General features: G+C 64.9%; 29 protein-coding genes and 1 pseudogene. 17 read left to right on the forward strand and 13 right to left on the reverse strand.

Translation table 11 applies throughout. The features are described 5' to 3' along the window. Positions 1-269 precede the first annotated feature (269 nt). Both LB569_RS21445 and rsmI read right to left on the reverse strand, forming a co-directional pair. Entirely contained in the window at positions 270-647 is a 378-nt protein-coding gene (locus tag LB569_RS21445; RefSeq protein ID WP_181173603.1) for a YraN family protein, read from the reverse strand. Further along, on the reverse strand, positions 640-1,542 hold the full coding sequence (gene rsmI / locus LB569_RS21450) for a 16S rRNA (cytidine(1402)-2'-O)-methyltransferase (protein ID WP_224693993.1): 903 nt from the start codon (positions 1,540-1,542) through the stop codon (positions 640-642). Before rsmI ends, LB569_RS21445 begins: the two co-directional genes overlap by 8 nt. Before the next feature lie 169 nt (positions 1,543-1,711). Here rsmI and LB569_RS21455 point away from each other — a divergent pair, with 169 nt between their 5' ends. Both LB569_RS21455 and LB569_RS21460 read left to right on the forward strand, forming a co-directional pair. Further along, positions 1,712-1,885, forward strand: coding sequence for a hypothetical protein (locus LB569_RS21455; RefSeq protein ID WP_224693994.1), 174 nt, complete (start codon positions 1,712-1,714; stop codon positions 1,883-1,885). A 7-nt stretch (positions 1,886-1,892) separates the two neighbouring features. After that, on the forward strand, positions 1,893-2,081 hold the full coding sequence (locus tag LB569_RS21460) for a hypothetical protein (protein WP_135933149.1): 189 nt from the start codon (positions 1,893-1,895) through the stop codon (positions 2,079-2,081). 56 nt (positions 2,082-2,137) lie between these two features. On the opposite strand, the gene LB569_RS21465 is transcribed toward LB569_RS21460, so the two are convergent. The 5 genes from LB569_RS21465 to rph all read right to left on the reverse strand — a co-directional run bounded on the left by LB569_RS21465 (position 2,138) and on the right by rph (position 5,613). After that, positions 2,138-2,461 (reverse strand): low molecular weight protein tyrosine phosphatase family protein, encoded by a 324-nt coding sequence (locus LB569_RS21465; protein ID WP_224693995.1) that lies wholly within the window; start codon positions 2,459-2,461, stop codon positions 2,138-2,140. A gap of 19 nt (positions 2,462-2,480) precedes the next feature. Continuing rightward, the gene (gene hemW, locus LB569_RS21470; RefSeq protein ID WP_224693996.1) at positions 2,481-3,659 is read right to left on the reverse strand and encodes a radical SAM family heme chaperone HemW; all 1,179 of its coding nucleotides are present in this window, start codon (positions 3,657-3,659) and stop codon (positions 2,481-2,483) included. Beyond that, positions 3,656-4,303 carry an RdgB/HAM1 family non-canonical purine NTP pyrophosphatase gene (rdgB, locus tag LB569_RS21475; protein ID WP_224693997.1) on the reverse strand — a complete coding sequence of 216 codons (648 nt, stop codon included), beginning with the start codon at positions 4,301-4,303 and terminating at the stop codon, positions 3,656-3,658. Before rdgB ends, hemW begins: the two co-directional genes overlap by 4 nt. Continuing rightward, a complete protein-coding gene (locus tag LB569_RS21480) occupies positions 4,303-4,713 on the reverse strand; it encodes a VOC family protein (protein ID WP_224693998.1) in 411 nt (136 codons plus the stop codon). Before LB569_RS21480 ends, rdgB begins: the two co-directional genes overlap by 1 nt. A gap of 183 nt (positions 4,714-4,896) precedes the next feature. Next, a complete protein-coding gene (gene rph / locus LB569_RS21485; protein ID WP_224693999.1) occupies positions 4,897-5,613 on the reverse strand; it encodes a ribonuclease PH in 717 nt (238 codons plus the stop codon). A 180-nt stretch (positions 5,614-5,793) separates the two neighbouring features. Here rph and hrcA point away from each other — a divergent pair, with 180 nt between their 5' ends. The 5 genes and pseudogenes from hrcA to cysK all read left to right on the forward strand — a co-directional run bounded on the left by hrcA (position 5,794) and on the right by cysK (position 10,799). Continuing rightward, positions 5,794-6,876: a heat-inducible transcriptional repressor HrcA gene (gene hrcA / locus LB569_RS21490; RefSeq protein ID WP_140703489.1), complete on the forward strand. Its 1,083-nt coding sequence runs from the start codon at positions 5,794-5,796 to the stop codon at positions 6,874-6,876. Positions 6,877-7,052: 176 nt separating this feature from the next. Beyond that, positions 7,053-7,250, forward strand: coding sequence for a hypothetical protein (locus LB569_RS21495; RefSeq protein WP_224694000.1), 198 nt, complete (start codon positions 7,053-7,055; stop codon positions 7,248-7,250). Between the two features lie 111 nt (positions 7,251-7,361). Then, positions 7,362-8,711: a PQQ-dependent sugar dehydrogenase gene (locus tag LB569_RS21500; RefSeq protein WP_224694001.1), complete on the forward strand. Its 1,350-nt coding sequence runs from the start codon at positions 7,362-7,364 to the stop codon at positions 8,709-8,711. Positions 8,712-8,990: 279 nt separating this feature from the next. Continuing rightward, a pseudogene (locus tag LB569_RS21505) lies at positions 8,991-9,608 on the forward strand (LysE family translocator). A 210-nt stretch (positions 9,609-9,818) separates the two neighbouring features. Next, complete coding sequence (cysK, locus tag LB569_RS21510; RefSeq protein ID WP_224694002.1) at positions 9,819-10,799, forward strand: cysteine synthase A; 981 nt, start codon at positions 9,819-9,821, stop codon at positions 10,797-10,799. A 170-nt stretch (positions 10,800-10,969) separates the two neighbouring features. On the opposite strand, the gene LB569_RS21515 is transcribed toward cysK, so the two are convergent. Then, on the reverse strand, positions 10,970-12,214 hold the full coding sequence (locus tag LB569_RS21515) for an RNA polymerase sigma factor (RefSeq protein ID WP_224694080.1): 1,245 nt from the start codon (positions 12,212-12,214) through the stop codon (positions 10,970-10,972). Positions 12,215-12,221: 7 nt separating this feature from the next. Beyond that, the gene (locus LB569_RS21520) at positions 12,222-12,590 is read right to left on the reverse strand and encodes a YciI family protein (RefSeq protein WP_140703497.1); all 369 of its coding nucleotides are present in this window, start codon (positions 12,588-12,590) and stop codon (positions 12,222-12,224) included. A 255-nt stretch (positions 12,591-12,845) separates the two neighbouring features. Here LB569_RS21520 and LB569_RS21525 point away from each other — a divergent pair, with 255 nt between their 5' ends. From LB569_RS21525 to LB569_RS21535, 3 genes are all read left to right on the forward strand, one after another. Then, positions 12,846-13,805, forward strand: coding sequence for a TAXI family TRAP transporter solute-binding subunit (locus LB569_RS21525; RefSeq protein ID WP_224694003.1), 960 nt, complete (start codon positions 12,846-12,848; stop codon positions 13,803-13,805). A gap of 73 nt (positions 13,806-13,878) precedes the next feature. Next, a complete protein-coding gene (locus LB569_RS21530; protein WP_224694004.1) occupies positions 13,879-15,999 on the forward strand; it encodes a TRAP transporter permease in 2,121 nt (706 codons plus the stop codon). Continuing rightward, positions 15,996-16,379, forward strand: a complete 384-nt coding sequence (locus tag LB569_RS21535; RefSeq protein WP_224694005.1) for a DUF1850 domain-containing protein — start codon at positions 15,996-15,998, stop codon at positions 16,377-16,379. The genes LB569_RS21530 and LB569_RS21535 overlap by 4 nt, the downstream gene beginning before the upstream one ends. A gap of 140 nt (positions 16,380-16,519) precedes the next feature. Here the strand turns inward: LB569_RS21535 and LB569_RS21540 are convergent, their stop codons facing one another. Both LB569_RS21540 and LB569_RS21545 read right to left on the reverse strand, forming a co-directional pair. After that, positions 16,520-16,957 (reverse strand): thiol-disulfide oxidoreductase DCC family protein, encoded by a 438-nt coding sequence (locus LB569_RS21540; protein ID WP_224694006.1) that lies wholly within the window; start codon positions 16,955-16,957, stop codon positions 16,520-16,522. Positions 16,958-17,136: 179 nt separating this feature from the next. Beyond that, positions 17,137-17,277 carry a hypothetical protein gene (locus tag LB569_RS21545; protein WP_013892047.1) on the reverse strand — a complete coding sequence of 47 codons (141 nt, stop codon included), beginning with the start codon at positions 17,275-17,277 and terminating at the stop codon, positions 17,137-17,139. A 399-nt stretch (positions 17,278-17,676) separates the two neighbouring features. Here LB569_RS21545 and LB569_RS21550 point away from each other — a divergent pair, with 399 nt between their 5' ends. The 3 genes from LB569_RS21550 (at position 17,677) to ligD (ending at position 21,683) form a co-directional block, all read left to right on the forward strand. Further along, on the forward strand, positions 17,677-18,183 hold the full coding sequence (locus LB569_RS21550) for a ferritin-like domain-containing protein (protein WP_224539728.1): 507 nt from the start codon (positions 17,677-17,679) through the stop codon (positions 18,181-18,183). A 119-nt stretch (positions 18,184-18,302) separates the two neighbouring features. Further along, positions 18,303-19,172 carry a Ku protein gene (locus LB569_RS21555; protein ID WP_224694007.1) on the forward strand — a complete coding sequence of 290 codons (870 nt, stop codon included), beginning with the start codon at positions 18,303-18,305 and terminating at the stop codon, positions 19,170-19,172. A gap of 9 nt (positions 19,173-19,181) precedes the next feature. Next, positions 19,182-21,683 (forward strand): DNA ligase D, encoded by a 2,502-nt coding sequence (gene ligD, locus LB569_RS21560; RefSeq protein WP_224694008.1) that lies wholly within the window; start codon positions 19,182-19,184, stop codon positions 21,681-21,683. A gap of 210 nt (positions 21,684-21,893) precedes the next feature. Here the strand turns inward: ligD and LB569_RS21570 are convergent, their stop codons facing one another. Beyond that, on the reverse strand, positions 21,894-22,568 hold the full coding sequence (locus LB569_RS21570) for an ArsR/SmtB family transcription factor (protein ID WP_127279422.1): 675 nt from the start codon (positions 22,566-22,568) through the stop codon (positions 21,894-21,896). 68 nt (positions 22,569-22,636) lie between these two features. On the opposite strand from LB569_RS21570, the gene LB569_RS21575 reads away from it, so the two are divergent. The 3 genes from LB569_RS21575 (at position 22,637) to LB569_RS21585 (ending at position 23,578) form a co-directional block, all read left to right on the forward strand. Continuing rightward, positions 22,637-22,840 carry a DUF1127 domain-containing protein gene (locus LB569_RS21575; RefSeq protein WP_224694009.1) on the forward strand — a complete coding sequence of 68 codons (204 nt, stop codon included), beginning with the start codon at positions 22,637-22,639 and terminating at the stop codon, positions 22,838-22,840. 64 nt (positions 22,841-22,904) lie between these two features. Further along, complete coding sequence (locus tag LB569_RS21580; protein ID WP_140703513.1) at positions 22,905-23,237, forward strand: NIPSNAP family protein; 333 nt, start codon at positions 22,905-22,907, stop codon at positions 23,235-23,237. Continuing rightward, a complete protein-coding gene (locus LB569_RS21585; protein WP_224694010.1) occupies positions 23,234-23,578 on the forward strand; it encodes an antibiotic biosynthesis monooxygenase family protein in 345 nt (114 codons plus the stop codon). Before LB569_RS21580 ends, LB569_RS21585 begins: the two co-directional genes overlap by 4 nt. A 46-nt stretch (positions 23,579-23,624) precedes the next feature. On the opposite strand, the gene mbfA is transcribed toward LB569_RS21585, so the two are convergent. Beyond that, the gene (mbfA, locus tag LB569_RS21590) at positions 23,625-24,608 is read right to left on the reverse strand and encodes an iron exporter MbfA (protein ID WP_140703515.1); all 984 of its coding nucleotides are present in this window, start codon (positions 24,606-24,608) and stop codon (positions 23,625-23,627) included. Between the two features lie 163 nt (positions 24,609-24,771). Between mbfA and LB569_RS21595 the strand changes: the two genes are divergently transcribed. Further along, positions 24,772-25,095 carry a hypothetical protein gene (locus LB569_RS21595; RefSeq protein WP_224539742.1) on the forward strand — a complete coding sequence of 108 codons (324 nt, stop codon included), beginning with the start codon at positions 24,772-24,774 and terminating at the stop codon, positions 25,093-25,095. Positions 25,096-25,315 lie beyond the last annotated feature (220 nt).

Genomic DNA, 25,315 nt, shown 5'->3' on the forward strand with positions numbered 1-25,315 from the left:
TCCTCCCGGCGGACAAGAAAACTGTCACCCATGCAATCAGTCCATTCTGTTACCTATCTATCCGGTTCGGACACCGGCATCCTCTCCCCGTATAGGGACGGGGAGAGGGGTGCTGTCATCCGCGATTTCGCCAACTACAACGGTTGCAAGAAGGTCGCCGTCGCCGCGGCCGCCTCCCTTCTCCCAGTCCCTATACGGGGAGAAGTGCCCGGCAGGGCGATGAGGGGCAGAACTAATTTCAACGAATGGATTGCCCTTCGGCAACGAGCCTAATTCCGGCCATAAAACGCATTCGGGACATGCACCGGCCAGCGCCAGGGCAGCACGGCAACCATGTCGAAGCGCATCGACAGCCTGCCATAGTCGGGCTGTCGCGATAGCCAAATGTCGGCCGCACCCTCGATGCGGCGCTCCGATTCGCGGCCGATCGCCTCCATGGCCTCGATCAGCGTGCGGCGCGCCTTGACCTCGACGAACAGCACCAGATCGCCACGCCGCGCGATCAGGTCGATCTCGCCAAAGCGGGTGCGGTGGCGGCGCGCCAGGATGCGGTAGCCCTTCAGCATCAGCGCCACAGCCGCCAGCCATTCGCCGCGATGGCCGCGCCGGTAAGCTTTCAGGCGGCTGGCGCTCGGGCGCTCAGCCATCGTCGCCTTCTCGAAGTTCAAGCAGCCGCCGATAAAGCGCCTGCTTCTGGCCGCCGGTCATTTTCGCGGCTTCCGCCGCCGCCTTGGACGCCGGCATCTCCGCGGCCAGCGATAGCAGCAGGCGGTCGATATCTTCAGGTTCGTCGGCCCTGGCCTCGGCAGGACCGACGCAGACGACGATCTCGCCCTTCGGCGTGTCCGCCGCCGCATAGTGGTCGGCGAGCGCTTGCAGCGTGCCGGTGCGGATTTCCTCGAACGTCTTGGTCAATTCCCGGCCGATAGCGGCCTTGCGCTCGCCGCCGAGGGCCTCGACCATGGCGCCGAGCGACTCGGCCAGCCGGCGCGGCGATTCGAAGAAGATCAGCGTCGCAGGTACCGCCTTCAGCGTCTCCAGCCGCGACAACCGCTGGCCAACCTTGACCGGCAGGAAGCCGGCGAACAGGAAAGCGTCCGACGGCAGGCCGGATGCGGTGAGCGCTGCTAGCGGCGCCGACGGGCCGGGAATCGGCACAACGCGAATGCCGTGCTCGAGCGCCTCGCCGACCAGCCGGTAGCCGGGGTCGGAGACCAGCGGCGTGCCGGCATCCGAAATCAGCGCCACGCTCTGTCCGGCTTCGAGTGCCGCGATCAGCTTGGGTCCGGCCTCGCCGGCATTGTGCTCGTGATAGGCCGTGGTGCGGCGGCGGATGCCGTAGCGGTCGAGCAGCACGCGCGACACGCGCGTGTCCTCGCAGGCGACGATGTCGGCGGCGGCCAGCGTCTCCAGCGCGCGCAACGTAATGTCGGCGAGGTTGCCGATCGGCGTCGCCACCAGATAAAGCGCCGGCTCCAGCGGACGGGCCGCGATTTCGGTCTGCCCGACCACATAGCTGCGCTTGCCCGTCTCGCCAGTCACCGATGCCGTCTCCGTTCAAGCCTATCTGGCCTGCCAAATCCTGTTTGGCATGGCTGGCGCCGGCTTGCAAAACTCACGCCCATGTAAGGTGGCCGCCATTCCTTCGCCACAGTGCGGAACGAAACCGGTTTTGGCAGATTTAGCCCCTGATTCCCCTAGGGAGGACAGGATGGACAGCCTGAAGATACAGGACGAGTTCGCGCCCTATTATGCCGATCGCAATCGTGCCGCGCGGCGGGACAAGCGGCTGCCCGCCAAGGCCGGCCCTACAGCGGAGCCGACAGCCTTGCCCACGAACGTAAAGCTTTCCGACAACAAACCCGACAGCACGACGGAGCACTGACCGGACGATGCCCAATCGCTTCGATATCTTCATCACCCGTCTTGAGACGAAAAACGCCCGCAACGGCGTACCCTTGCCCTCATTGGGGGACCAGCACCGCGGCCGCCGCGACAAGGACAACGCCAAGCCAGTCCGCAACGGTGAGGCCCACGCGGAGAAAGAACGCGGAAAGCACCGCCACAAGCACGACGCCTGACCGGGCTCGGATTGGCGACACGGCCGCCCGAAGGTGGCGAACGCTGGGCCAGGCGCTCAGTCCAGATAGCGTGAAACGCGCGCCTTCAGAAGCGCTATCAGCTCCGGATCCATGAATTCGTACTCGTCCGGGATGTCGAGGCAGATCACCTTGGCCGCCTTGAGGCTGGTCTTGAATTTCTTCTGCAGCTTGGTGCGATGGATTTTCTCCATGACAAAAATGATGTCGGCCCAGCCGACCAGCTCATGCGTCAGCGGCGTATCGGCGTCGTGATTGGTGCCGGCCGACGCGACCTTTATGTCGCGGCGCGTGGAAAACACCTGCTCGGCGGTCGGGCTGCGCAAGCGGTTCTGGCTGCAGACGAAGAGGATGTTCTTCACGGGCTCCTCTGGACCGTCATTACCGCGCCAGGTCCGCCACCACGGCGTCCAGCACGATCATGCCGGCGGGGGTGGCGCGCAGGCGCGCATTGCCGATCGGCGCCACCAGCCCCTCGCCCTGCAGCACCGAAAGCCGGGCGCTGGACAAGCCGCGTCCGGAAAACGCCTCGTAACGCGTGAGGTCGATGCCTTCGGCAAGCCTCAGCCCCATCAGCAGGAACTCGTCGGCTTCTTCCGAACGCGTCAGGAGCTCGCCGCCGGTGATGCCATGACCCTTGGCCTCGACCAGATTGGCCCAGGTCTCCGGCATTCTCTCCGCGATCGTCACCACCCGGTGGCCGTTCTCGACGAAGCGTCCATGCGCGCCGGGGCCGACGCCGACATATTCGCCGTAGCGCCAGTAGGTCAGATTGTGCCGGCTCTCGGCGCCCGGCCTGGCATGGTTGGAAATCTCGTAAGCCGGCAAACCATGCGTCGCCGTGATCTCCTGCGTCAGCGCATAGAGGTCGGCAGCGTGGTCGTTGTCGGGAATGGCGAATTTCTTCGCCGCGTGCAGCGCGTGGAAGGGCGTGCCTTCCTCGATGGTCAGCTGGTAGAGCGACAGATGGTCGGCGGCATGGCCGATCGCCTGTTCGAGTTCCGCCTGCCAAGCCTCCGGCGTCTGGCCGGGACGGGCATAGATCAGGTCGAAGGAGAGGCGCGGAAAAATCTCGCGCGCCAGCCCGATGGCGTGCAGCGCTTCCTCGACATTGTGCAGCCGGCCAAGGAAGCGCAGATCCTTGTCGTTCAACGCCTGCACGCCGAGCGAGACGCGGTTGACGCCCGCGGTCCGGTAGCCGCGAAACCGCTCGGCCTCGACGGAGGACGGATTGGCCTCCAGCGTCACCTCGATGCCGTCAGGCACCGACCAATTCTTGGCCACCGCGTCGAGAACCCTGGCCACCGTCTCCGGCTTCATCAGCGACGGCGTGCCGCCGCCGAGAAAGATGCTGGTGACCTCGCGCGGCCCTGTACGCTGGCGCATCGTCGCCAGCTCGGCCTCGAAGGCGGCGGCAAAGCGCTCCTGGTCGACCGGCTGGTGGCGGACATGGCTGTTGAAGTCGCAATAGGGGCATTTGGCCGCGCAGAACGGCCAATGCACGTAGACGCCGAAGCCCGGGCCGCGGTCGAGCGGCATGGTGGTGCTGGACCCGATCATTCCGAACCAAGCCGAGCGCGGGCGAATTTCTGGAAGGCGCGGGCGCGGTGCGACAGCGCCGTCGGCTGGCCGGGCTTCCAGCCGTGCTTTTGCTCCGCGCTCATCTCGCCGAAAGTTTTGTCGAAGCCATTGGGCAGGAACACCGGATCGTAGCCGAAGCCGAGCTCGCCGCGCGGCGGCCAGACCAGCGTGCCTTCGGCCTCGCCGCGATAATATTCGGCCTCGCCGTTCGGGAAAGCGAGGCAGATGACGGCGACGAAGCGGCCCGTGCGCTGGCCGGGCGCGGCCGCGCCGACCTCCTGCATCGCCACTTCGGTGCGCTGCATGGCCATGGCGAAATCGCGCGATCCTTCCGGAGTTTCAGCCCAGTTGGCGGTGTAGACGCCGGGCGCGCCGTCGAGCGCGTCGACGCACAGGCCCGAATCGTCCGACAGCGCCGGCAGGCCGGTCGCCTTGGCGGCGGCAAAGGCCTTGATGTAGGCGTTTTCCTCGAAGGTAGTGCCGGTCTCCTCTGGCTCGGGCAGGCCGTAGGCCTTGGCCGATTTCGCCTCGAAGCCGAACGGTCCCATCAAATCGGCGAATTCGCGCAGCTTGCCTTCATTGTGGCTGGCGACGACGATCTTCTTGCCATCAAGTGTATGCATCAAAGGCCCCAGATTCTCGGCTCGGCGAACTCGATCGAGTTGCCCGAGGGGTCGCGTATATAGAGCGAACGCCCGCCTTGCGGCCATTCGAATTCGCTTTCGATGGCGATTTTCCTCGCCTGAAGATGGGCTTTCCAGGCGTGGATTTCAGCGGCGGTCGCGGCAAAGCACAGATGGCCGTCGCCGACAGCGCCGTGCGGAGGGACTTTCAGCTTCGCATCGGGCGCGGGCGGGATTTTGGTTGCCTCGGCGTTGAAGATGAGCAGAACGCCCGGTCCGCAGCGGAAGAAGAGGTGGCGGCCTTCGACCTTGCCGAGGAGGATGAGGCCGAGCATGTCGGTGTAGAACGTTTCCGCCTCAGCGAGGTCGGTGACATAGAGGGCCGATTCCAGGATTGCGGAGGGTGTCACGAGGCGCCCCCCTCTGCCCTGCCGGGCATCTCCCCCGCAAGGGGGGAGATTGGCTGTATCGGTCGCTTTCGCCAATTTTCAACGTTGAGAGGCAGGCACGGCCAGCCAAACTGCCAATCTCCCCCCTCGTGGGGTAGATGGCCGGCAGGACAGAGGGGGGCGCCTGGGCTCGGCATCAAAATCCTAGGCCACCGCCATCTGCTGCAGGCTGACTAGGCGGGAAATGCCCTTCTTGGCCAATCCCATCAAATCCGCGAACTGCGCTTCGGAAAAGGGTTCGCCCTCGGCGGTGCCCTGGATCTCGACGATGCCGCCCTTGCCGGTCATGACGAAATTGGCGTCGGTGCCTGCCGAGGAATCCTCGATATAGTCGAGGTCGATGACCGGCTGGCCGTCATGGATGCCGCAGGAAATCGCCGCCACATGGTCCTTCAGCACCTTGGCGACGCTGGTCATCTGGCGCGCTTCCATCCAGCGCAGGCAATCATACAACGCCACCCAGCCGCCGGTGATCGAGGCGGTGCGGGTGCCGCCATCGGCCTGGATGACGTCGCAGTCGACGGTGATCTGCTGTTCGCCGAGTGCCTGCAGATCGACCACGGCGCGCAGCGAGCGGCCGATCAGGCGTTGGATCTCCAGCGTGCGGCCGCCCTGCTTGCCGGCGGAAGCCTCGCGGCGCATGCGCTCGCCGGTCGAGCGCGGCAGCATGCCATATTCGGCCGTCACCCAGCCCTTGCCGGAATTGCGCATCCAGCCCGGCACCTTTTCCTCAAGGCTCGCGGTGCATAGCACATGGGTGTCGCCGAACTTCACCAGGCACGAGCCTTCGGCGTGCTTGGAGACGCCGCGCTCGAAAGAGATGGCGCGCATTTCGTCGAATTGGCGTTTGGAGGGGCGCATTCGGCCTGCTTTCTGTCAGTTTCTTGAAATCGTGGCCGGCTTTTAGACGCAAGGGGGGCAGCGCGCAAAGGAAAACGGACCTGGGATCCGAGACAGGCACCCCGGGGTGATCGGCCACAGACACCTGGTTGCGCGCGGCGTACCGAAGTCTATATCCTGAACACGGAGGTTTTTGGCCGAATGACCAAGGCAGTCGATCCCGCTTCGCAGTCGCCCGCTCTTCAATCCCTCGACATGCGCTCGCGCGACATTTTCCGGCGCATCGTCGATTCCTATCTGAGGGACGGCGAGCCCGTGGGCTCGCGCAGCCTGTCGCGCATCCTGCCCTCCTCGCTGTCGCCGGCCACCATCCGCAACGTGATGAGCGACCTCGAACATCTCGGGCTGATCTACGCGCCGCATATCTCGGCCGGGCGGCTGCCGACGCAGGCCGGCCTGCGCTTCTTCGTCGATGCCTTCATGGAACTCGGCGACCTCTCCGACGAGGAGCGCCGCACCATCGAGGCGCAGGTGCGCGCCTCCGGCTCCGGCGCCACGCTGGAGCACATGCTGACCGAGGCCAGCCAGATGCTGTCGGGCATGTCGCGCGGCGCCGGCCTGGTGCTGGCCGCCAAGAACGAGGTAGCGCTGAAGCATATCGAATTCATCCAGCTCGAGCCGACCAAGGCGCTGGCCGTGCTGGTGTCGCAAAACGGCGACGTCGAGAATCGCGTCGTCGACCTGCCCGCCGGCACCACGGTCTCGCAGCTGCACGAGGCCTCGAATTTTCTCAATGCGCATATTCGCGGCCGCACGCTGGCCGAGGCGCGCACCGAGATCGCCCGCATCAAGGAGGAGACGCGGGCCGCGCTCGACACGCTGTCGCAGGATCTAGTCGAAAAGGGGCTGGCGGTGTGGGCGGGCGCCGAAAGCGGCCTGCCGGCGCGGCTCATCGTGCGCGGCCGCGCCAATCTGCTCGAAAACGTCACCGCCCAGGCCGACATCGAGCTATTGCGACATTTGTTCGAGGACATGGAGACGCAGGACGGGCTGATCCAGTTGCTCGACCTTGCCGAGCAGGGATCGGGCGTGCGCATCTTCATCGGCTCGGAAAACAAGCTGTTCTCGCTGTCGGGCTCGTCGCTGGTTGTGGCGCCCTATCGCGACAAGGATGCCCGCGTCGTCGGCGCGCTCGGCGTCATCGGCCCGACCCGGCTCAACTATGCTCGCATCGTGCCGATGGTGGATTATACGGCGCAGCTGATATCGCGCATGCTGCGCTAAGGTGACGATATTCAGGGGGACCGGTCTGCAAACGGCTGCCACCTCCGCCTCCGGTCTCACGTACAAAAGTACGCTCCGCTCCGGTTCTCGGTATCAACCGTTTTCGACTCGGCCTGACCTGAATCTCGACACCTTAGAGCCCCAGAATCGAACAACAGGCAGCAAGGAGAAAAAGAATGGCGCTGGAATCGTTCAAGGCCCAGATCAGCCTGCTGCTGGAGGAGATGGTCAACCAGCCGGAGGACGTGCACGAGGTGCAGGAGCAGTTGCGCGAGAAACTGCGGGAAATGCGCGCCATGGGCCTGCCGCTGCCGGCCGATCTCGTCGAGCTGGAAAAGCGCCTGGACCGCGACCTCGACGCCACCGAAGCTTGATAACCGCTCTACCGTCGCTCCAACCGGACGTGTGGCATGGAACCATCCGCCACGCTCGGCCGTTGCCGCTACGCGCGGCAATCGATTTGCGGCACGATGCGGAGGTCTCTCATGATAAGACTTGCCTCGATGGCCGCCATCCCGGTCAGCCTCATCATTGCCGGTTCGGCCCTGGCGGCCGATCAGCCGGTGCTCAAGGGTCCGGCCGCCTTCGGTGACTGGCGCGCCGACAGGCCGGGCGCGCGCCGGCTGATCAAGCCGGAAGACCTGCCGAAGCCCTACGTCACCAAATCGGCTTCGAACAGCGCGGGGCTAGCGGACATGCCAGCGGACGCAAAGCCGCAACTGCCGCCCGGGTTCTCGGCCCAGCTGATCGCCTCTGGCATCGACAATCCGCGCGTCGTGCGCGTGGCGCCGAACGGCGACCTGTTCGTCGCCGACAGCGAGGCCAACCAGGTTCGCGTCTATCGGCTGACAAAGGGCGGCGCGCAACCGGCCGAGCAGGGGGTCTTCGCCGGCAATCTCAACCAGCCCTACGGCATTGCCTTCTATCCCTTGGGCAACGACCCGCAATGGGTCTATGTCGCCAACAGCGACAGCATCGTGCGCTTCCCCTACAGGAGCGGCGAGTTGAAAGCATCCGGCGAGCCGGAAACCATCGTCGACCACATTCCGGCTAGTCACCACTGGACGCGCGACATCGCCTTTTCGCCCGACGGCAAGACGCTCTATCTGTCGGTCGGCTCCGGCTCGAACGTCGCCGAGGACATGGGCAAGGAACCGGAAGGCGGTCTCGAAACATGGGTCAAGTCGCAGCCGATCGGCGCGACCTGGGGATCCGAGGAGGGCCGCGCCGACGTCAGGGCCTTCGATCCCGACGGCAAGAACGGACGCATCGTCGCCACCGGCCTGCGCAACTGTTCGGGCATGACGATCCAGCCGGCGACCGGCGCCCTGTGGTGCGTCGTCAACGAGCGCGACGCGCTCGGCGACAATGTGCCGGCCGAATACGCGACATCGGTCAGGGACGGCGCCTTCTATGGCTGGCCGTGGTATTACATCGGCAACAATGAGGATCCGCGCCACAAGGGCGAGCGCCCCGACCTCGCTGGCAAGGCCACTGTTCCCGATGTGCTGATGCAGGCCCATTCGGCACCGCTCAACATCGCCTTCTACACCGGCAAGGCTTTCCCGCAGGAGTATCAGGGCGATGCCTTCGTTGCCCTGCACGGCTCCTGGAATCGCGGCAACCGCACCGGCTACAAGGTGGTGCGTTTGCTGTTCAAGGACGGCAAACCGACCGGTGAATACGAGGATTTCATGACCGGCTTCGTCGTTTCCAACGGCGAGGTATGGGGCCGGCCGGTCGGTGTGGCGGTGGCAAACGACGGCGCGCTGATCGTGACCGAGGATGGCAACGGCACCATCTGGCGCGTGACTTACGGTGATGGCCGCTCCTGAGGAGTCTTTGGTTGGGCAGCGCAGGCCCCCTCACCCGGATTGCCAAAACCGAATTGCAAGGGCAATTCGGGGCAATCCGACCTATCCCCTAGGGGAGAGGAGTCTTGCAGGCGCTGGCGCCCGTCTCTTCTCCCCTCGGGGAGAAGGTGGCCGCGAAGCGGCCGGATGAGGGGGCTTCGTAAGGCGAGCCTTTATATCTGGTGCAATAGAATTCGACCCCAGGGAATTCAACGTTGGCCGGTCCCATGCGATAAGGCGCTCTGATCAGAGACCGCATCCATGACCCTTACCGGCTTCCTCGCCTACAGCGCCGCTCTCGGCATCGCCGCCGCCATTCCAGGCCCCGGCGTCACCGCGCTTGTCGCGCGGGCGCTGGGCTCGGGCTTTCGCTCGTCGCTGGCCATGTCGTTTGGCCTGATGCTGGGCGACCTTATCTATCTGACCGCCGTGGTGCTGGGCCTCGCCTTCGTCGCGCAGGAGTTCGGCATGGTGTTCCTGGCCGTCAAATGGGCCGGCGTCGCCTATCTCGCTTTTCTCGGCTGGCGTTTCTGGACCGCCGGCATCACGCCCGAGACGGTCTAAGCCAGGAAAGGCAAGGGCGGGCTGGTGTCGAGCTTCCTCGCTGGCCTCACCGTGACGCTCGGCAATCCCAAAACGATGATCTTCTACCTCGCCATCACGCCGACCATCGTCGACCTGAAGACGATCACGCTCGCCGACTACGGCATTCTCGCCGCGCTGACGGTCGTCGTCCTGTTCGTCGTGCTGGTGCCTTACCTGGCACTCGCCGCCAAGGCGCGCTGGTTCCTGAAATCGCCGAAGGCACTCAAGCTGCTGAACCGCACCGCCGCCACGTTCATGGTCGGCGCGGCGGCGGCGATCGCCGCCCGCAAGTAGGGCTTCGGCCAAACCGTTCCGCAAACCATTTGTTTCGGGAAACGCTTTTCCGGAGCAAACGGGTTTTCAGCACGGCCCCTACTCGGATATTTCTTGCCGACAGCCTATCTTGCGCGGCTGAACAGCTTATCGTGCTGGCAGGAATGCCACTCGCCTGAATACTCCTCTTGCCTGAATACTCTCTTGCCTGAAATTCTGGGAGCGAAACCAATGAACAAGCCCGTCACCTCCGCCCGCGTGCCCGGCCGCGGCCGCATCTACACGTCCATCACCGACACGATCGGCGATACGCCCCTGGTCCGGCTCGAGAAGTTCGCCAAGGAGAAGGGCATCGTCGCCAATCTGGTCGCCAAGCTCGAATTCTTCAATCCGATCGCCTCCGTCAAGGACCGTATCGGCGTGGCGATGATCGAGGCGCTGGAGGCATCGGGCAAGATCGCGGCCGGCAAGACCACGCTGATCGAACCGACATCGGGCAACACCGGCATCGCGCTTGCCTTCGCCGCCGCCGCCAAGGGCTACAAGTTGATCCTGACCATGCCCGAGACGATGTCGATCGAGCGCCGCAAGATGCTGGCGCTGCTCGGCGCCGAACTCGTGCTGACCGAAGGGCCGAAAGGCATGAAGGGCGCCATCGCCAAGGCCGACGAACTGGCCGCGACGATCCCCAACGCCGTCATCCCGCAGCAGTTCGAAAACCCCGCCAATCCGGAAATCCACCGCAAGACGACAGCGGAGGAGATCTGGAACGACACGCAGGGCGAGATCGACATCTTCGTTGCCGGCATCGGCACGGGCGGCACAATCACCGGCGTCGGCCAGGTCTTGAAGAAGCGCAAGCCAGCGCTGCATGTCGTCGCCGTCGAGCCGGAAGCCTCGCCGGTGCTGTCGGGCGGCCAGCCCGGCCCGCACAAGATCCAGGGCATCGGCGCCGGCTTCGCGCCCAAAATCCTCGACACCACGATCTATGACGAGATCGTCAAGGTCTCGAACGAGGATTCCGTCGCCAATGCGCGCCTCATCGCCCGCCTCGAAGGCGTGCCGGTCGGCATCTCGTCGGGCGCGGCGCTGCAAGCGGCGATCGTCGTCGGTTCGCGGCCCGAGAACAAGGGCAAGACCCTGGTCGTTGTCATTCCCGACTTCGCCGAGCGGTATCTGTCGACGATCCTGTTCGAAGGGCTGGGGGCCTAAGGGTTTCGCGCACCCGTCTTCCCTTCTCCCCTTGTTGGGTCCGAAGGACGGGCCGAGACCAGTGGCTCGCCCGGGCAGTGGATCGGCGCGTCGCGCCGGAAGCGGCTTTCCTCGCGCACGAGATGTGGCCGGCCTGACCGGCCGAAAAAAGCCGTCCACGCTCCGCGACCTCACTGTATGAGCGCGCTGCGTTTTGCCTGCAGGAAGCGGCGCACCGCGGGATCGCGCTCCAGGCCGATCGCGCGATCATAGGCTTCGAGCGCTTGCGGTGCCTGGCCGAGCCTGGCCAGCAGGCCGGCACGCGCGGCCCAGTAGGGCTGGTAGTCGTCGAGCCGCTTGTCGTCGCCCAGCACATAGAGGGCGGCCAATCCCGCCACTGCGCCCTCGGTCTCGGCGATCGCCACCGCGCGGTTGATGGCCACGACCGGCGAACCGGCGATCGAAAACAGCGCTTCGTAGAGCGCGCGGATCGCCGCCCAGTCGGTGCGGCCGCTCAGCCGTCGCGCCACATGCGCGGACTGGACCGCCGCCTCGAGCTGGTAGCGGCCGATGGCGCCCATTGTGGCGGCACGGCCGAGCAGGCCTTCGGCCTCGTCGACCAGGGCGTGATCCCACAGCGCATGGTCCTGCTCGGCGAGCGGCACATAATCTCCGGCCATGTCGCGACGTGCCGCGCGGCGCGCCTCGGCGAACAGCATCAGCGACAGCAGGCCCAGCGCCTCCGGCTCGTCCGGCAGCAGCGAGGCGACCAGCCGGCCGAGCCAGATGCCTTCGGTGGCGAGGTTGCGACGCCGCGTCTCGGTGCCGGCCGGATCGGACCAACCCTCGGCGAAAGCGGCGTAGATCGCCTCCAGCACCGCGTCCAGCCTTTCGCCGAGTTCGGTCCGCTCCGGCACGCGGAACGGAATGCCGGTCTCGCGGATGCGGCTCTTGGCGCGGACCAGGCGCTGGCCCATCGTGGCCGGCGAGACCAGAAAGGCGGACGCGATCGTGGCGGCATCGAAGCCTAGGATGGTCTGCAGGATCAGCGGCGCCCGCACGCCGGCTTCGATCGCCGGATGGGCGCAGGCGAACATCAGCCGCAGCCGCTCGTCGGGCAGATCCTTGTCGGTCATGCCTGCCTCAGCCTCCTCGGCGATCAGCTTGAGATGGTCGCGGCCGGCTTCGCTGGTTAGCCGCCGCCGCACCGCATCGACTCGCCGCCGCCTCGCCACGGCGAGCAGCCAGGCTTCCGGCTTTTGCGGCACGCCGGTGCGCGGCCAGCGTTCCAGCGCCGCCGCGAAGGCGTCGGCCAGCGCATCCTCGGCGCCGGCCACGTCGCGCGTGCGCGCCGCCAGCCAGGCCACCAGCTTGCCATAGCTCTGGCGGGCGGCGGCCTCCGCGGCCGCCCGGGCGATTTCGGGGCGACTGTCCATCACGCCGTCACTTCCTGGGCATGTAATCGTCCAGTTCCCAGATCGGCCGCAACTCGACCGTGCCGGTGCTGGCCGCCGGGCAGCGTGCCGCCCATTCGATGGCGGTGTCGATGTCGGCCGCCTCGATCATGTAGAAGCCGGCGAGCTGCTCCTTGGTGTCGGCATAGGGGCCGTCGATCACATTGGTCTTGCCATCGGCGATCCGCACCGATGTCGTCGCCTGGCTCGGACGCAGCCGGTCGCCGGCCAGCCAGGTGCCCGATTTCTTCAACGCCTCGGTATAGGCGCCATAGGCCGCGCTCATCTGCTGGGCCGCCTCGATCGGCACATTCGCCAGCGCGGCTTCGTTGGCATAGATCATGATCATGTATCGCATGGGTTGTCTCCCGTGGTTTCGAAGGCCGCGTCCTTGCGGGCCGGACGTATGTCGCGCGGCGGCGACCGATTTCGACAGCTCTCGGAAAAACTTTCCGCTCCGGCCGCGCCTTGTGCAAGCGGGCATGTGTTTGGCACCCTCTCAACCATTCGTCTAACGCGCCGAATTGCGGGTTGGCATTTCCCTTCCGCTGTCTAAACTCGCCTCCGTTCGTATCAGGGAGGTGATGCGGTCAATATTTCAGGGAGGAACCAGATGCTGAATTTCAGAACGAAAATTGTTGCTGCTGGAGCGATGGCGCTTTCACTTGCACTTGGCGCGGTGTCGGCCACCGCCCAAGAGTTCATCAATGTGCTGACCGGCGGAACTTCGGGCGTCTATTATCCGCTCGGCGTGGCGCTGTCGGAAATCTACGGCAAGGGCATCGAGGGCGCCCGCACCCAGGTGCAGGCGACCAAGGCCTCGGTCGAGAACCTCAACCTCCTGCAGCAAGGCAAGGGCGAAATCGCCTTCGCGCTGGGCGATTCCGTCAAGATGGCCGCCGAAGGCAATGCCGAGGCGGGCTTCCCCGGCAAGCTCGACAAATTGCGCGGCATCGCCGCCATCTACCCCAATTACATCCAGATCGTCGCCAGCCAGGAGTCCGGCATCAAGACACTGGCCGACCTCAAGGGCAAGAGCCTGTCGGTCGGCGCGCCGGCCTCGGGCACCGAGCTCAACGCACGCGCCATCTTCGCCGCCGCCGGGCTGAAATACGAGGACCTCGGCCGCGTCGAATACCTGCCCTTCGCCGAATCGGTCGAGCTGATCAAGAACCGCCAGCTCGACGCCACGCTGCAGTCGGCCGGGCTCGGCGTCGCCTCGATCCGCGACCTCGCCACCTCGCTGCCGATCAATGTTGTGGCGGTGCCGGCCGAAGATGTCGCCAAGATCGGCTCGCCCTATCTGTCGGTGATCATTCCCAAGGGCACTTATGAGGGCCAGAGCGAGGATGTGGCGACGGCCGCCGTCGGCAATTTCCTGATCACCCGCGCCGATGTTTCCGACGAGACCGCATACCAGATGACCAAGCTGATGTTCGACCATCTCGACCAACTCGCCGCCGCCCACGCCGCCGCCAAGGCGATCGATCCGGCCAAGGCGCTCGACGGCATGCCGGTGCCGCTGCATCCGGGAGCCGAGCGCTACTACAAGGAAAAGGGTTTGTTGAAGTAAGGGTGCGGCAACCGGAGATGTCTTCGCGAGGTGTCGCCTCGCCCTGCAATTCGCCCGCTTTGGAGTGCGTCGGATGAGCCAAGCAGCCTCTGGTACGACAGCCGACCGCAAATCTTCCACCTCCCATCTCCCCGCGACCGAAGAGCAGGTCGAGGGCCTGCCGCCGGGCTTCGGCGACGGCATAGCCGGGAAGGCGGCCTTCGCCATCGCCGTCGCCTTTTCCGCCTTCCAGATCTACATCGCCGCCTATGGCAGCATTCCGAGCCAGGTGGTGCGGGCCATGCATGTCGGCTTCCTGCTGCTGCTCGGCTTCGCCCTGATCGCCAATCTGCGCGCCACCAGCCTGCCGGCCAAGGCCGCGTTCTGGACGCTGGGCGTGCTCGGCTTCGGCACCGGCCTGTACAATTGGGTGTTCTACAACGATCTCATCCGGCGCTCCGGCTTCCTCACCACGCCCGACCTGATCGTCGGCGCCGTGCTGGTGGTGCTGGTGTTCGAGGCGGCCAGGCGGCTGATGGGGCTGCCGCTGGCGCTCATCGCCTGCATCTTCCTCGCCTATTGTTTCGTCGGCAACCATTTGCCGGCGCCGTTCATCCATCGCGGCTATGATTTCGCCCAGCTCGTCGACACGTTCGCCTATGGCACCGAAGGCATTTACGGCACGCCGATCTATGTCTCGGCCGCCTATATCTTCATCTTCGTCGTCTTCGCCGCCTTTCTCGAACGCGCCGGCATGATCGCGCTGTTCAACGATTTCGCGCTCGGCCTGGTCGGCACCTGGCGCGGCGGCCCAGCGCAGGTCTGCGTGCTGTCGTCGGCGCTGATGGGCACGATCTCCGGCTCCGGCGTCGCCAATGTGGTGGCGAGCGGCCAGTTCACCATTCCGCTGATGAAGCGCTTCGGCTTCCGCTCGGCCTTCGCCGGCGCCGTCGAGGCAACCTCGTCCATGGGCGGCCAGATCATGCCGCCGGTGATGGGCGCGGTCGCCTTCATCATGGCCGAGACGTTGAACATCCCCTATGCCGAGGTGGTCAAGGCGGCGATCATCCCGGCGCTGCTCTATTTCGGCGCCTGCTTCTGGCAGGTGCATCTGGAGGCCGGCAAGGCCGGCCTGCGCGGCATGGCGAAGGCGGACCTGCCCAACCCATGGGAGGCGGTGCGGCGGCACTGGCCGCTGGTGCTGCCGCTGGCGGCCCTGATCTATCTGTTGTTCGCCGGCTATACGCCGGTGTTCGCCGGCACGATGGGCCTGGCGCTGACCATCGTGCTCATCCTCGGCACGCCGCTGGCGGCGCTGATCGGGCCGCTGGCCTTCCGCGTCGTCTTCTGGCTGGCGCTCGGACTTGCCGCCGCCTCCTTCATGAAATTCGGCGTCAACATCCTCAGCCTTGTAATCGCGGCGCTCGTCATAGCCTGCCTCGCCTTCAAGGGCGGACGCGAGACGCTGCAAATCTGTGTGGACTCGCTCGCCGAGGGCGCCAAGAACGCGCTGCCGGTGGGCATTGCCTGCGCCATCGTCGGCATCGTCATCGGCACGCTGACGCTGACCGGCATCGCCTCCACCTTCATCGGCTGGATCATCTCGATCGGCGAGAACAATCTGTTCCTGTCGCTGGTGCTGACCATGCTGACCTGCCTGGTGCTCGGCATGGGCATCCCGACCATCCCCAACTACATCATCACCTCGTCGCTGGCCGGACCGGCGCTGCTGTCGCTCGGCGTGCCGCTAGTGGTCAGCCACATGTTCGTCTTCTATTTCGGCATCATGGCCGATCTGACGCCGCCGGTGGCGCTGGCCGCCTTTGCCGCGGCACCCATGGCTAAGGAGAGCGGGCTCAAGATCGGCATCCAGGCGACCAAGCTTGCCATTGCCGGCTTCGTGGTGCCGTTCATGGCGGTCTACACGCCGGCGCTGATGCTGCAGGACGCCGGCCCGATCGCCGCCCAGTTCGGCTATCCCGTCGAGGTCGCCTATATCGTCGTCAAGGCGTGCATGGGCATCGTGCTGTGGGGGGCGGCCGCAGTCGGCTTCCTTGCCAGGCGCATGGCCTGGTGGGAGCGGCTCGTCGCCTTCGCCGCCGGCGTGCTCCTGGTGGCGGCGCTGCCGCTCACCGACGAGGCGGGATGGGCGCTGTCGCTGGCCTGGATCGGCTGGCACGTCTGGCGGGCACGGCAAGCGTCGACCGCCGCATGAGCCTGTGCATCCTTTCCGCCGGCAAGACGGCGACACTGACTGTTGCCGCCTTCACACTGTCCTGGACGCATTCGGTGGAGCGGACGCGCTGGGAAGAGAACTGGACGGTGACGCCGTCCGGCCTGCAAGTGGTCGAGGCCCGCATCAAGGGCTCGGGCGCCGGCATGGAGCCGCCGGAAGGTGCCGTGCTGCGCGACGGCTGGTGGGTCTATGCGCCCAGGGTCGGCCCGCAGTCGCGTCTCGCGCTCGCAGCCTCCGGCGCGACCGGCGATGGCTGGACGCTGTGCACGGTTCAGGGCTGTATGGAACTCGGCAGGACGGCGGGCGAAACGATCTCGCTCGAGCCGTGCGAACCCTTGGGTTCCAGCCAGCCGCGATAGCGCACGATCAGGCCGGTCACCGGGTGCGAAATCTCGACATGGAGTATGTCGCGGCGAACAGGATTCGCCTGATCTTTTGTAAGCTTCTGATTTTATGTATGTCGTTGTCTGGAATCGATGACACTTCCGGGCGACATGCATTAGCCGATCAGCCGCCCGCGCAGCTCGGCCGACGGGACGGCGCAGCTGTCCTTCCTGCCGAACAGGGCATAACGATTCCCGGCGATGCGATCGTAGAGCCAGTCGCGTAGCGGGCGTGGCAACAGCAACAAAGCCCTGGCAGCTCGCCAGGGCCAGCCAAGCTCGCTCATGACGGCGACGAAACTATCGAGACGCGTGAAGGGGACGCCGCCGACCAGGACGAGATTGGTTTCGTAGCTGTCGGTCGGCAGGTTGTATCCGCGGAACAGGGCCTCGCCGAGCGGCGATTGCGCGGTTGCGAAGCGGAAGCGCGCCTTGCGGTCGAGGCGGACCACCATGCGCACGAAGCCCGAGCAGAACACGCAGACGCCGTCGAAAACGATCAGCGGCTGGCTTGCATCGAGGGGTAGGGAAGGCTGCTTGGGACGGTCGGTCACGCTGGCCTCGGCTGCTTATGTCCCTAGGACCCTAAGCCGGCCGATAGCGGTCTCAAAGACGCGACGTTGTCGCACGCCGCCGGTCGGCGAAAATCGGCCGCTCGGCGCGATAGGTCGTGCCGCGGGTGTTGGCGTCCGGCCTGCAGATGCGGCTGTTGTGGCGGCTCTCGAAAGTCATGTCAGTGTGCGCCCAGCGAAGTGCCGCGACGGGCGCAGGCCGGACCGGGGCCGCGCATATAATAGCGCTCCGGCCGATAGGTCGGCGCGACGAACTCGCGGATGGCGGCGGCATAGCCGATGAGGTGCGTGAGGAAGTTCATTTTCCCTGTCCCTGTCCCGATTTTCGGATGTCCCTTCCGAATTGCGAGCACGATAGCATCGAGGCGTGAATAGTCGGTGAACGTGATGTTAATTTTTGGTCGAAAACCCGTTGCTTCATGGCCGGAATGCGGCTGATTCGGGGTGTTTCCGCGCCTTTTGTCACCATTCCAGCCAGTGTGACTTTTGCATCACATATGTTTCGTTTGAATGTCGCCTTGGCGCGCTTGTGTTTCAACTTCCGGGCCGTCGTTGAAATTTCCTTGCCCGACGGCCGGCAAGCTCCGGAACCGGCCCGCGCAGCGGACGTTGGGCCCACAGGACCGGCATTGCCGGCTCGCGGGCGCTGCCCAGCAGGCAGGCCGGAAACCCACGGCAAGAGCAATGGAAAGGCTGAAATCATGGGCTTCTTTTCGAAGGACATCAAAACGCTGAACGATCTCTTCGTGCACACGCTGCGCGACATCTATTATGCCGAGAAGCAGATCGAGAAGGCGCTGCCAAAGATGGTCGACAAGGCAACCGACCCGCAATTAAAGGCCGGCTTCGAAAAACATCTCGAACAGACCAAGGGCCATATCGCACGCGTCGAGGAGGTGTTCGAGTTGTTTGGGGTGAAGGCCAAGCAGGTGAACTGCCCGGCCATCGACGGCATTCTCGAGGAGGCCGACGACGTCAGCGGCGATGTCGACGACAAGGACGTTCTCGACGCCGCGCTGATCGCCTCCGCCCAGGCCGTCGAGCATTATGAAATGACCCGCTACGGCACGTTGATCGCCTGGGCCAAGCAGCTCGGCCGCAGCGACTGCGCCAATGTGCTGGCCAAGAACCTGAAGGAGGAGCAGGCGACTGATCGCAAGCTGACCGAAATGGCGGAAAGCAAGATCAACCTCCAAGCCGCCGAGTAGGGCAGGCCGCCGAATAGGACCGGGGCCGGAGGCAACCGCGCCGGGCCCGGCCGGACAGGATTGGAACCGGGCGGGGTGGTCGCCCGTTCCACCTGATCTTTCTCTCACGGGGAACCATCATGGCGCCGCGCCCGGCCTGGAAAGGCTATCTGAAGCTCTCGCTGGTCACGTGCGCCATCGAACTGACCAACGTCGTCACCCATGCCGAGAAGGTGTCGTTCCGCATCCTCAACCGCAAGACTGGCAATACGGTGAAGCGGATCTATGTCGACGCCGAAACCGGCAAGCCGATCGAGGACGGCGACGAGATCAAGGGTTACGAAGTCGACAAGGGCGATTTCGTCCACATAGAGGAGGAGGAGATCGAGGCGGTGCAGATCGAGTCCTCGCACACGATGAGCCTCGACGGCTTCGTCGACAAGGCCTCGATCGAGCAGATCTATCTCGACACGCCCTATTATGTCGCGCCGGCCGACACGGTTTCGGAAGAGGCGTTCGCCGTCATCCGCGACGCCATGGCGGGCAAGAAGATGGCCGGGCTTGCCCGCATCGTTCTGTACAGCCGCGAACGTCCCGTGGTCATCGAGCCGCTCGGCAAGGGCATGGTGCTGACGACGCTGCGCTACGACAACACAGTGCGCCAGCCCGAGAGCGTCTTCGGCGACATCAAGGCGGTGAAGACCGACCAGGAGATGACGGATCTCGCCGAGCTCATCATCGACAAGAAGAAAGCGAAGTTCGATCCCTCGAAATTCGAGGACAAGTATGAGGATGCCCTGCTCGAACTGGTCCGCGCCAAGAAGGCGGGACACAAGGCGCCGAAGGCCAAGGCTGCCCCCAAACCCTCCAACGTCGTCAATCTGTTCGACGCGCTGAAGAAAAGCCTGTCGTCGGATTCAGGATCGACGAAGTCGTCCTCAGCGAAAGCCAAGCCGGCGGCGAAGCGCGCCAAGGCGAAAAGCGTTGCGCCGAAGCGCAAATCGGCCTGAGGATACGACATGGCAAGCCTCGAACAGTATCATTCGAAGCGTGACTTCAAGAAGACTGGCGAGCCGGCCGGCAAGGTTACGCGCGGGCAGAAGGACGGCGGCATCTTCGTCATCCAGAAGCATGCCGCGACAAGGCTGCACTACGATTTCCGGCTCGAGCATGACGGCGTGCTGTGGAGCTGGGCGGTGACGCGCGGTCCCAGCCTCGACCCGCACGAAAAGCGGCTGGCCGTGCATGTCGAGGATCATCCCATCGACTATGCCGGCTTCGAAGGCACCATCCCCAAGGGCGAATATGGCGGCGGCTCGGTTCTCGTCTGGGATGAAGGGCGCTGGACGCCCGAGGGCGATCCCGCGACGATGATGAAGAAGGGCCATATCAACTTCGAGCTCGATGGCCACAAGCTGCGTGGCAAATGGCATCTGGTTCGGCTGCGGCCGCGCCCGGGCGAAAAGCGGGACAACTGGCTGCTGATCAAGTCCGACGATGCCGCCGCGCGCCCCGGCGAGGACATTCTGAAGGACGAGCCGAAATCGGTGAAATCGGGCCTGACGATCGAGGAAGTCGGCGAGGGCAAGGCGGCCAAGGGTGAGAAACCGAAGGTCTGGCACTCCAACAAGCCGGCCGCCGGCAAGGCCAAGGCCGGGGCCAGGAAACTCGACTTCATCGAACCGCAGTTGGCCACGCTGGAGCGGGATGCACCGTCGGGCCAGGACTGGCTGCATGAGGTGAAGTTCGACGGCTATCGCATGCAGGCGCAGATCGCCGGCACCGAGGTTCGGCTCCTGACCCGCACCGGCCTCGACTGGACGGAAAAATTCGGCGGCGAGATCGCGGCCGAACTGGCAGGGCTGAAATGCAGCGATGCCATCATCGACGGCGAGATCGTCGTGCTGGCCGACAGCGGCGTGTCGTCCTTCGCGCTGCTGCAGCAGGATTTGTCGGCCAAGCGGACGAACCGGTTCATCTATTATGTGTTCGACCTGATGCGGCTCGACGGCAAGGATTTGCGCCGGGAACCGCTGGTCGAGCGCAAGCGGGCCTTGCAGGACCTGCTCGGCGAGCAAGCCGACAATGCTGTGCGTTTCTCCGACCATTTCGCCGAACCCGGCAAGATCATGCTGGAACATGCCTGCCGCATGGGGCTGGAAGGCGTCGTCTCGAAGCGCGCCGATGCGCCCTACCGTAGCGGACGCGGCCCGGCTTGGGTCAAATCGAAATGCACGGCGCGCCAAGAATTCGTCATCGGCGGCTATCTGCCGTCGGACAAGGCCGGACGCGGCCTGCGATCGCTGCTGGTCGGCTATTACGAAGGCGGCAGCCTGCACTATGCCGGCCGTGTCGGCACCGGCTTCTCCACCAAGAGCGCCAACGACCTGAAGAAGAAGCTCGATGCGCTGAAGGCAAAAGCCTCGCCCTTCGACGCGGCCGTGCCTAAGGGCAAGGGGCTGGTCTGGGTCAAGCCGGAACTGGTCGGCGAAGTGGAGTTTCGCAGCTGGACGTCGGACCGTATAATACGCCATGCCTCGTTCCAGGGGCTGCGCGAGGACAAGCCGGCGGAGGAAGTCGTGCAGGAAAAGCCCAAGGCGACGACGGGCAAGAGCCCCGCCAAGGCCAAGCCGGCCGCAGGCGGCGCCGGCAAGGCCGGCGGAATGACGACCTCGATAAAACTCTCCCATCCCGACAAGCTGTTGTGGCCCGACGAGAAAATATCGAAGCAGAACCTGCTCGACCACTATGCGCAGGTCTGGCCGCGCATGGAGCAATTTGTCGTCAACCGGCCGCTCAGCCTGGTGCGCGCGCCCGACGGCATCGGCGGCCAGCGCTTCTTCCAGAAACACGCCTCGGCCGGCATGAGCGACAAGATCATGCGCATGAAGGACCCCACCGATGGCGAGGAAATCCTGTTCGTCAGGGATTTCGACGGCGTCGCGGCGCTCGTCCAGTACGGTGTGGTCGAGATCCATATCTGGGGCTGCACCATCGACAAGCTCGAACAGCCGGACCAGATCATCTTCGATCTCGACCCCGATGAGGGTGTCGAGGTGAAGGCGGTGCGCGAGGCCGCACTCGACATCAGGGGCAAGCTCGATGATCTGTCGCTGCCCAATTTCGTCAAGACCTCCGGCGGCAAGGGTTACCATGTGCTGGTGCCGCTGAAACCCTCGGCGGACTGGGACGCGGTGAAGGGTTTCGCCCATGATTTCGCCCGCGCGCTGGAGCAGGGGGCGCCTGACCGCTACACGGCGACGCTGTCGAAGAAGGCGCGCACGGGAAAAATCTTCGTCGACTATCTGCGCAATGGCAGGGGCTCGACGACAGTGGCGCCCTATTCGTCGCGGGCCAAGAAGGGTGCTACGGTATCGATGCCGGTGACTTGGGCCGAAATCGAGGCCGGCTTGGCCCCGAACGCCTTCCCGATCGGCGACAAGACGACGATGAGGCGGCTGGCGGACGCGGATCCGTGGGTGGATTTCTTCAAGCAGGGAAAGGCTTTGAAGCGGGGGTAATTCGACTTTCGACGCCGGGGGGCACCACCCCCCTCTGTCCTGCCGGACATCTCCCCCTCAAGGGGGGAGATCGGCTGTCATCTGGGCCTTCGCCAATTTTCATCGTCTGAAAGAAAGTGTCGGCATCGAAACTGCCAATCTCCCCCCTTGAGGGGGAGATGCCCGGCAGGGCAGAGGGGGGCGCTGTCCCGCCGACATCTCCGCAGTCCATCACCCCAAAAACACCCTCTCGAAAGCCTGCTTGCCCGGCGGCGAGAAAACCACGGCGCGGCTGTCCTTCTCGCGGCGCGCCCATTTCTCGGCAAGGATCTTGTCGAGGATGGCGGCGCCCAGCGTGCCGGCGAGGTGCGAGCGGCGCACGCTCCAGTCGAGGCAGGCGCGGCAGACCGGCCGCCTGGGTTTGGTGTAGACGTCGATGCCGATCGCTGCGAAATGCGATGCCGCCGAAGGGCCGAGCCTGATCTCCTTGTCGTCGCGGACCAGTATGTTCTTGTCGACGAGGCGGTCCAGCATCGCAACAGCCTGCTCGCCGGCAAGGTGATCATAACAGACGCGCGCGATGCGCATCGCGCCGTCACGCGGGCCCGGCCGGACGCGCTTGGGGCCAACGGCTTCGGCCACGCCGGTGATGGCTTCGATCATGCCGGCCACTTGCGGGCCGGCCAGCCCGTAATAGCGATGCCGGCCCTGGCTGGCCACGGTCAGCAGGCCGCCCTCCATCAATTTGGACAGATGCGAGGAGGCGGTCGGCAGCGACACGCCGGCCTCCAGCGCCAATTCGCTCGCCGTCAATGCCGTGCCGCCCATCAGGGCGTTCAGCATGTTGGCGCGGGCCGGGTCGCCGACCAGGCTGGCGATGCGGGCTATGTCGGGTCCTTCACGCATGGTTCGGCCTCCATCGAAGTATTCTCGTCAGATAACCACTATTCTGCGGTCAGATCAAGGAGACGACGATGACATCCGCTTCCAGTCCGCTCGCCAGCCGCAGCCCGTTCCCGTTCGTCGCCTGGGTCCGGCTGGGGCTGCTGGCCCGCTGGTATGACCGCCATCTGCAGCGGCTCGACCTTGCCGAGATCGACGACCACCTGCTGCGCGACCTCGGCCTGACACGGCAGGACGTGCGCCGCGAATGCGCGAAGCCCTTCTGGCAGGCCTAGCAGATCGGCCGGCGCGACGTTTCGACGTCGCTCGAATTATCGATGCACACTCAGAGGAGAAAAAATGACCATCACCTGCTTCATCCGCTACGAGATCGACCCGTTCGGCAAGGCGGCTTTCGAGGAGTATGCCCGCAACTGGGGCCAGGCCATTCCGCGCTGCGGTGCCGATCTGATCGGCTATTTCGCGCCGCACGAAGGCTCGGCCACGACCGCCTATGCCGCCTACAACATCGAAAGCCTGGCGGCCTACGAAGCCTATCGCGCCCGGCTTGCCGCCGACCCCGCCGGCAAGGCAAACTACGAATTCGCCCACCGCGAACGATTTATCGTCAAGGAGGACCGCATGTTCCTGAAACTGGCGTCCGGCCCGCATGCGAAGCTGGTACTGCCGTGATCGCCGTCATCTTCGAAGTGCAGCCGGCGGAGGGCAAGCGCGATGCCTATCTCGGCATCGCGGCCAGCCTGCGGCCGCTGCTCGACGGCATCGATGGCTTCATCTCCATCGAGCGCTTCCAGAGCCTGGCCGACCCGAACCGCGTGCTGTCGCTGTCATTCTGGCGCGACGAGGAGGCGGTCAAGGCATGGCGCAATACGGAAGAACACCGGCAGGCGCAGCAGGCGGGGCGCGGCGGTATATTTGCCGGCTATCGATTACGGATCGCCGATGTGGTGCGAGATTACGGGCTGACGGAACGCGACGAGGCGCCGGCGGACAGCCGCGCGGTGAATGGGTGAGGAGAGGCGCGGCTCTTCTTCCCCCCTTGTGGGAGAAGGGAAAAGTTCACGCATTGCCGATCAGCACGCCCGCCGCGAACACCAGGGCGCCGCCCAGGACCACCTGGAAGGCGGCGCGCAGGAAGGGGGTCTGCATGTAGCGGTTCTGGACGAAGGCGATGGCCCACAATTCGAAGAACACCACCACGGCGGCAACGGCGGTGGCCGTCCAGAAATGGGGGATGATGTAAGGCAGCGCGTGGCCGAGACCGCCGAGCGTCGTCATGATGCCGACGGTCAGGCCGCGCTTGATCGGCGAGCCCCTGCCCGACAATTTGCCGTCGTCGGAAGCGACCTCGGTGAAGCCCATCGAAATGCCGGCGCCGATCGAGGCGGCGAGACCGACGAGAAGCGTCTGCCAGGTGTCATGCGTGGCGAAGGCGGCGGCGAAGATCGGCGCCAGCGTCGACACCGAGCCGTCCATCAGCCCGGCCAGGCCCGGTTGCACATAGGTGAGGATGAACTGGCGCTGCTCGGCCGTCGCCTCCTCGACCCTGACGTCGCCTGGAACATGTTCCTGCTCCAGCGCATGCGCCGAGCTTTCATGGCTCTGTTCGGCCACGGCCAGATCGTCGAGCAGTTTGCGGGTCGAGGCGTCCGACGTGCGCTTGGCCGCCTCGACATAGAACAGATAGGCCTGCCGCTCCATCGCCTCGGCCTGGCGGCGCACGGCCTCGATGCCGAGCGGCCGCACCAGCCAGTCAGGCTTGCGCTCGTAATAGCCCTTTACATGCTCGCGGCGGATCAGCGGAATGCGCTCGCCGAAACGCTTGCGGAAGAGTTCGATCAGGGAGTCGCGATGGCCGTCTTCCTCCTCGGCCATGGCCTCGAAAACCTTGGCCGATTGCGGAAAAGTCTCAGCCAGCCCGTCCGCATAGGCCCGGTAGATGCGCCCGTCATCTTCCTCCGATGAAATGGCGAGCGCCAGGATCTCCTGTTCGGACAAGGACTCGAAAGAGCGGCGGCCGAAGCCGAAAACACGGGAAAGCATGAGGAAATTACCCTAGTTTAGAATTGTTCTAAACTAGAGTTTGCGGTGGCCTCGGTCAACCGCGCCGGTGATCGCGGGTCAAGATTTGTTGAAGCGTCCGGCTCTTCATTATCAGTGAATGTTCACCTATATGTCGGAGCCAAGCCAGAGAAGGAAACGACAGATGACGGCAAAGAAGCCTCCGCATGCCTATGACGCCAAGCCTGTTCTCGACCTCATCGCCAGCATAGAAGCCGACCTGCAACGCCTGAAGGCGCTGGTCGAACAGCAGATCGAGAAATTCGACCCCGCCAATCCGCACAACAAGGCGCCGGACGGCAAGCTGACCGAGGAAGGCGTCGAGTGCTGCTATCGCATGTTCGACGAAGGCAAGTCGCGCTATTCGGTGGCCCAGCAGATGAAGATCTCGTTCGCCGCCGCCACGCACCGCTTCAACAATTGGCGCAAGCTTGGCGGGACGAAGAGGCAAAGGACGCTGCTGGGGTGAATTTGCCGAAATGTCGGCGGGACAGCACCCCCCTCTGGCCTGCCGGCCATCTCCCCCGCAAGGGGGGAGATCGGATGTGGCTTCGGCCTTCGCCAATCTCCAAGATCTCAAAGCGCGACGCATGAACTGCCAATCTCCCCCCTTGCGGGGGAGATGTCCGGCAGAACAGAGGGGGGTGTGCAGGCCGCAACGCTAGCGACACTTGGCACCTCGTCGCATT

Source organism: Mesorhizobium sp. BH1-1-4 (genome assembly GCF_020165665.1).
GTDB lineage: Bacteria > Pseudomonadota > Alphaproteobacteria > Rhizobiales > Rhizobiaceae > Mesorhizobium.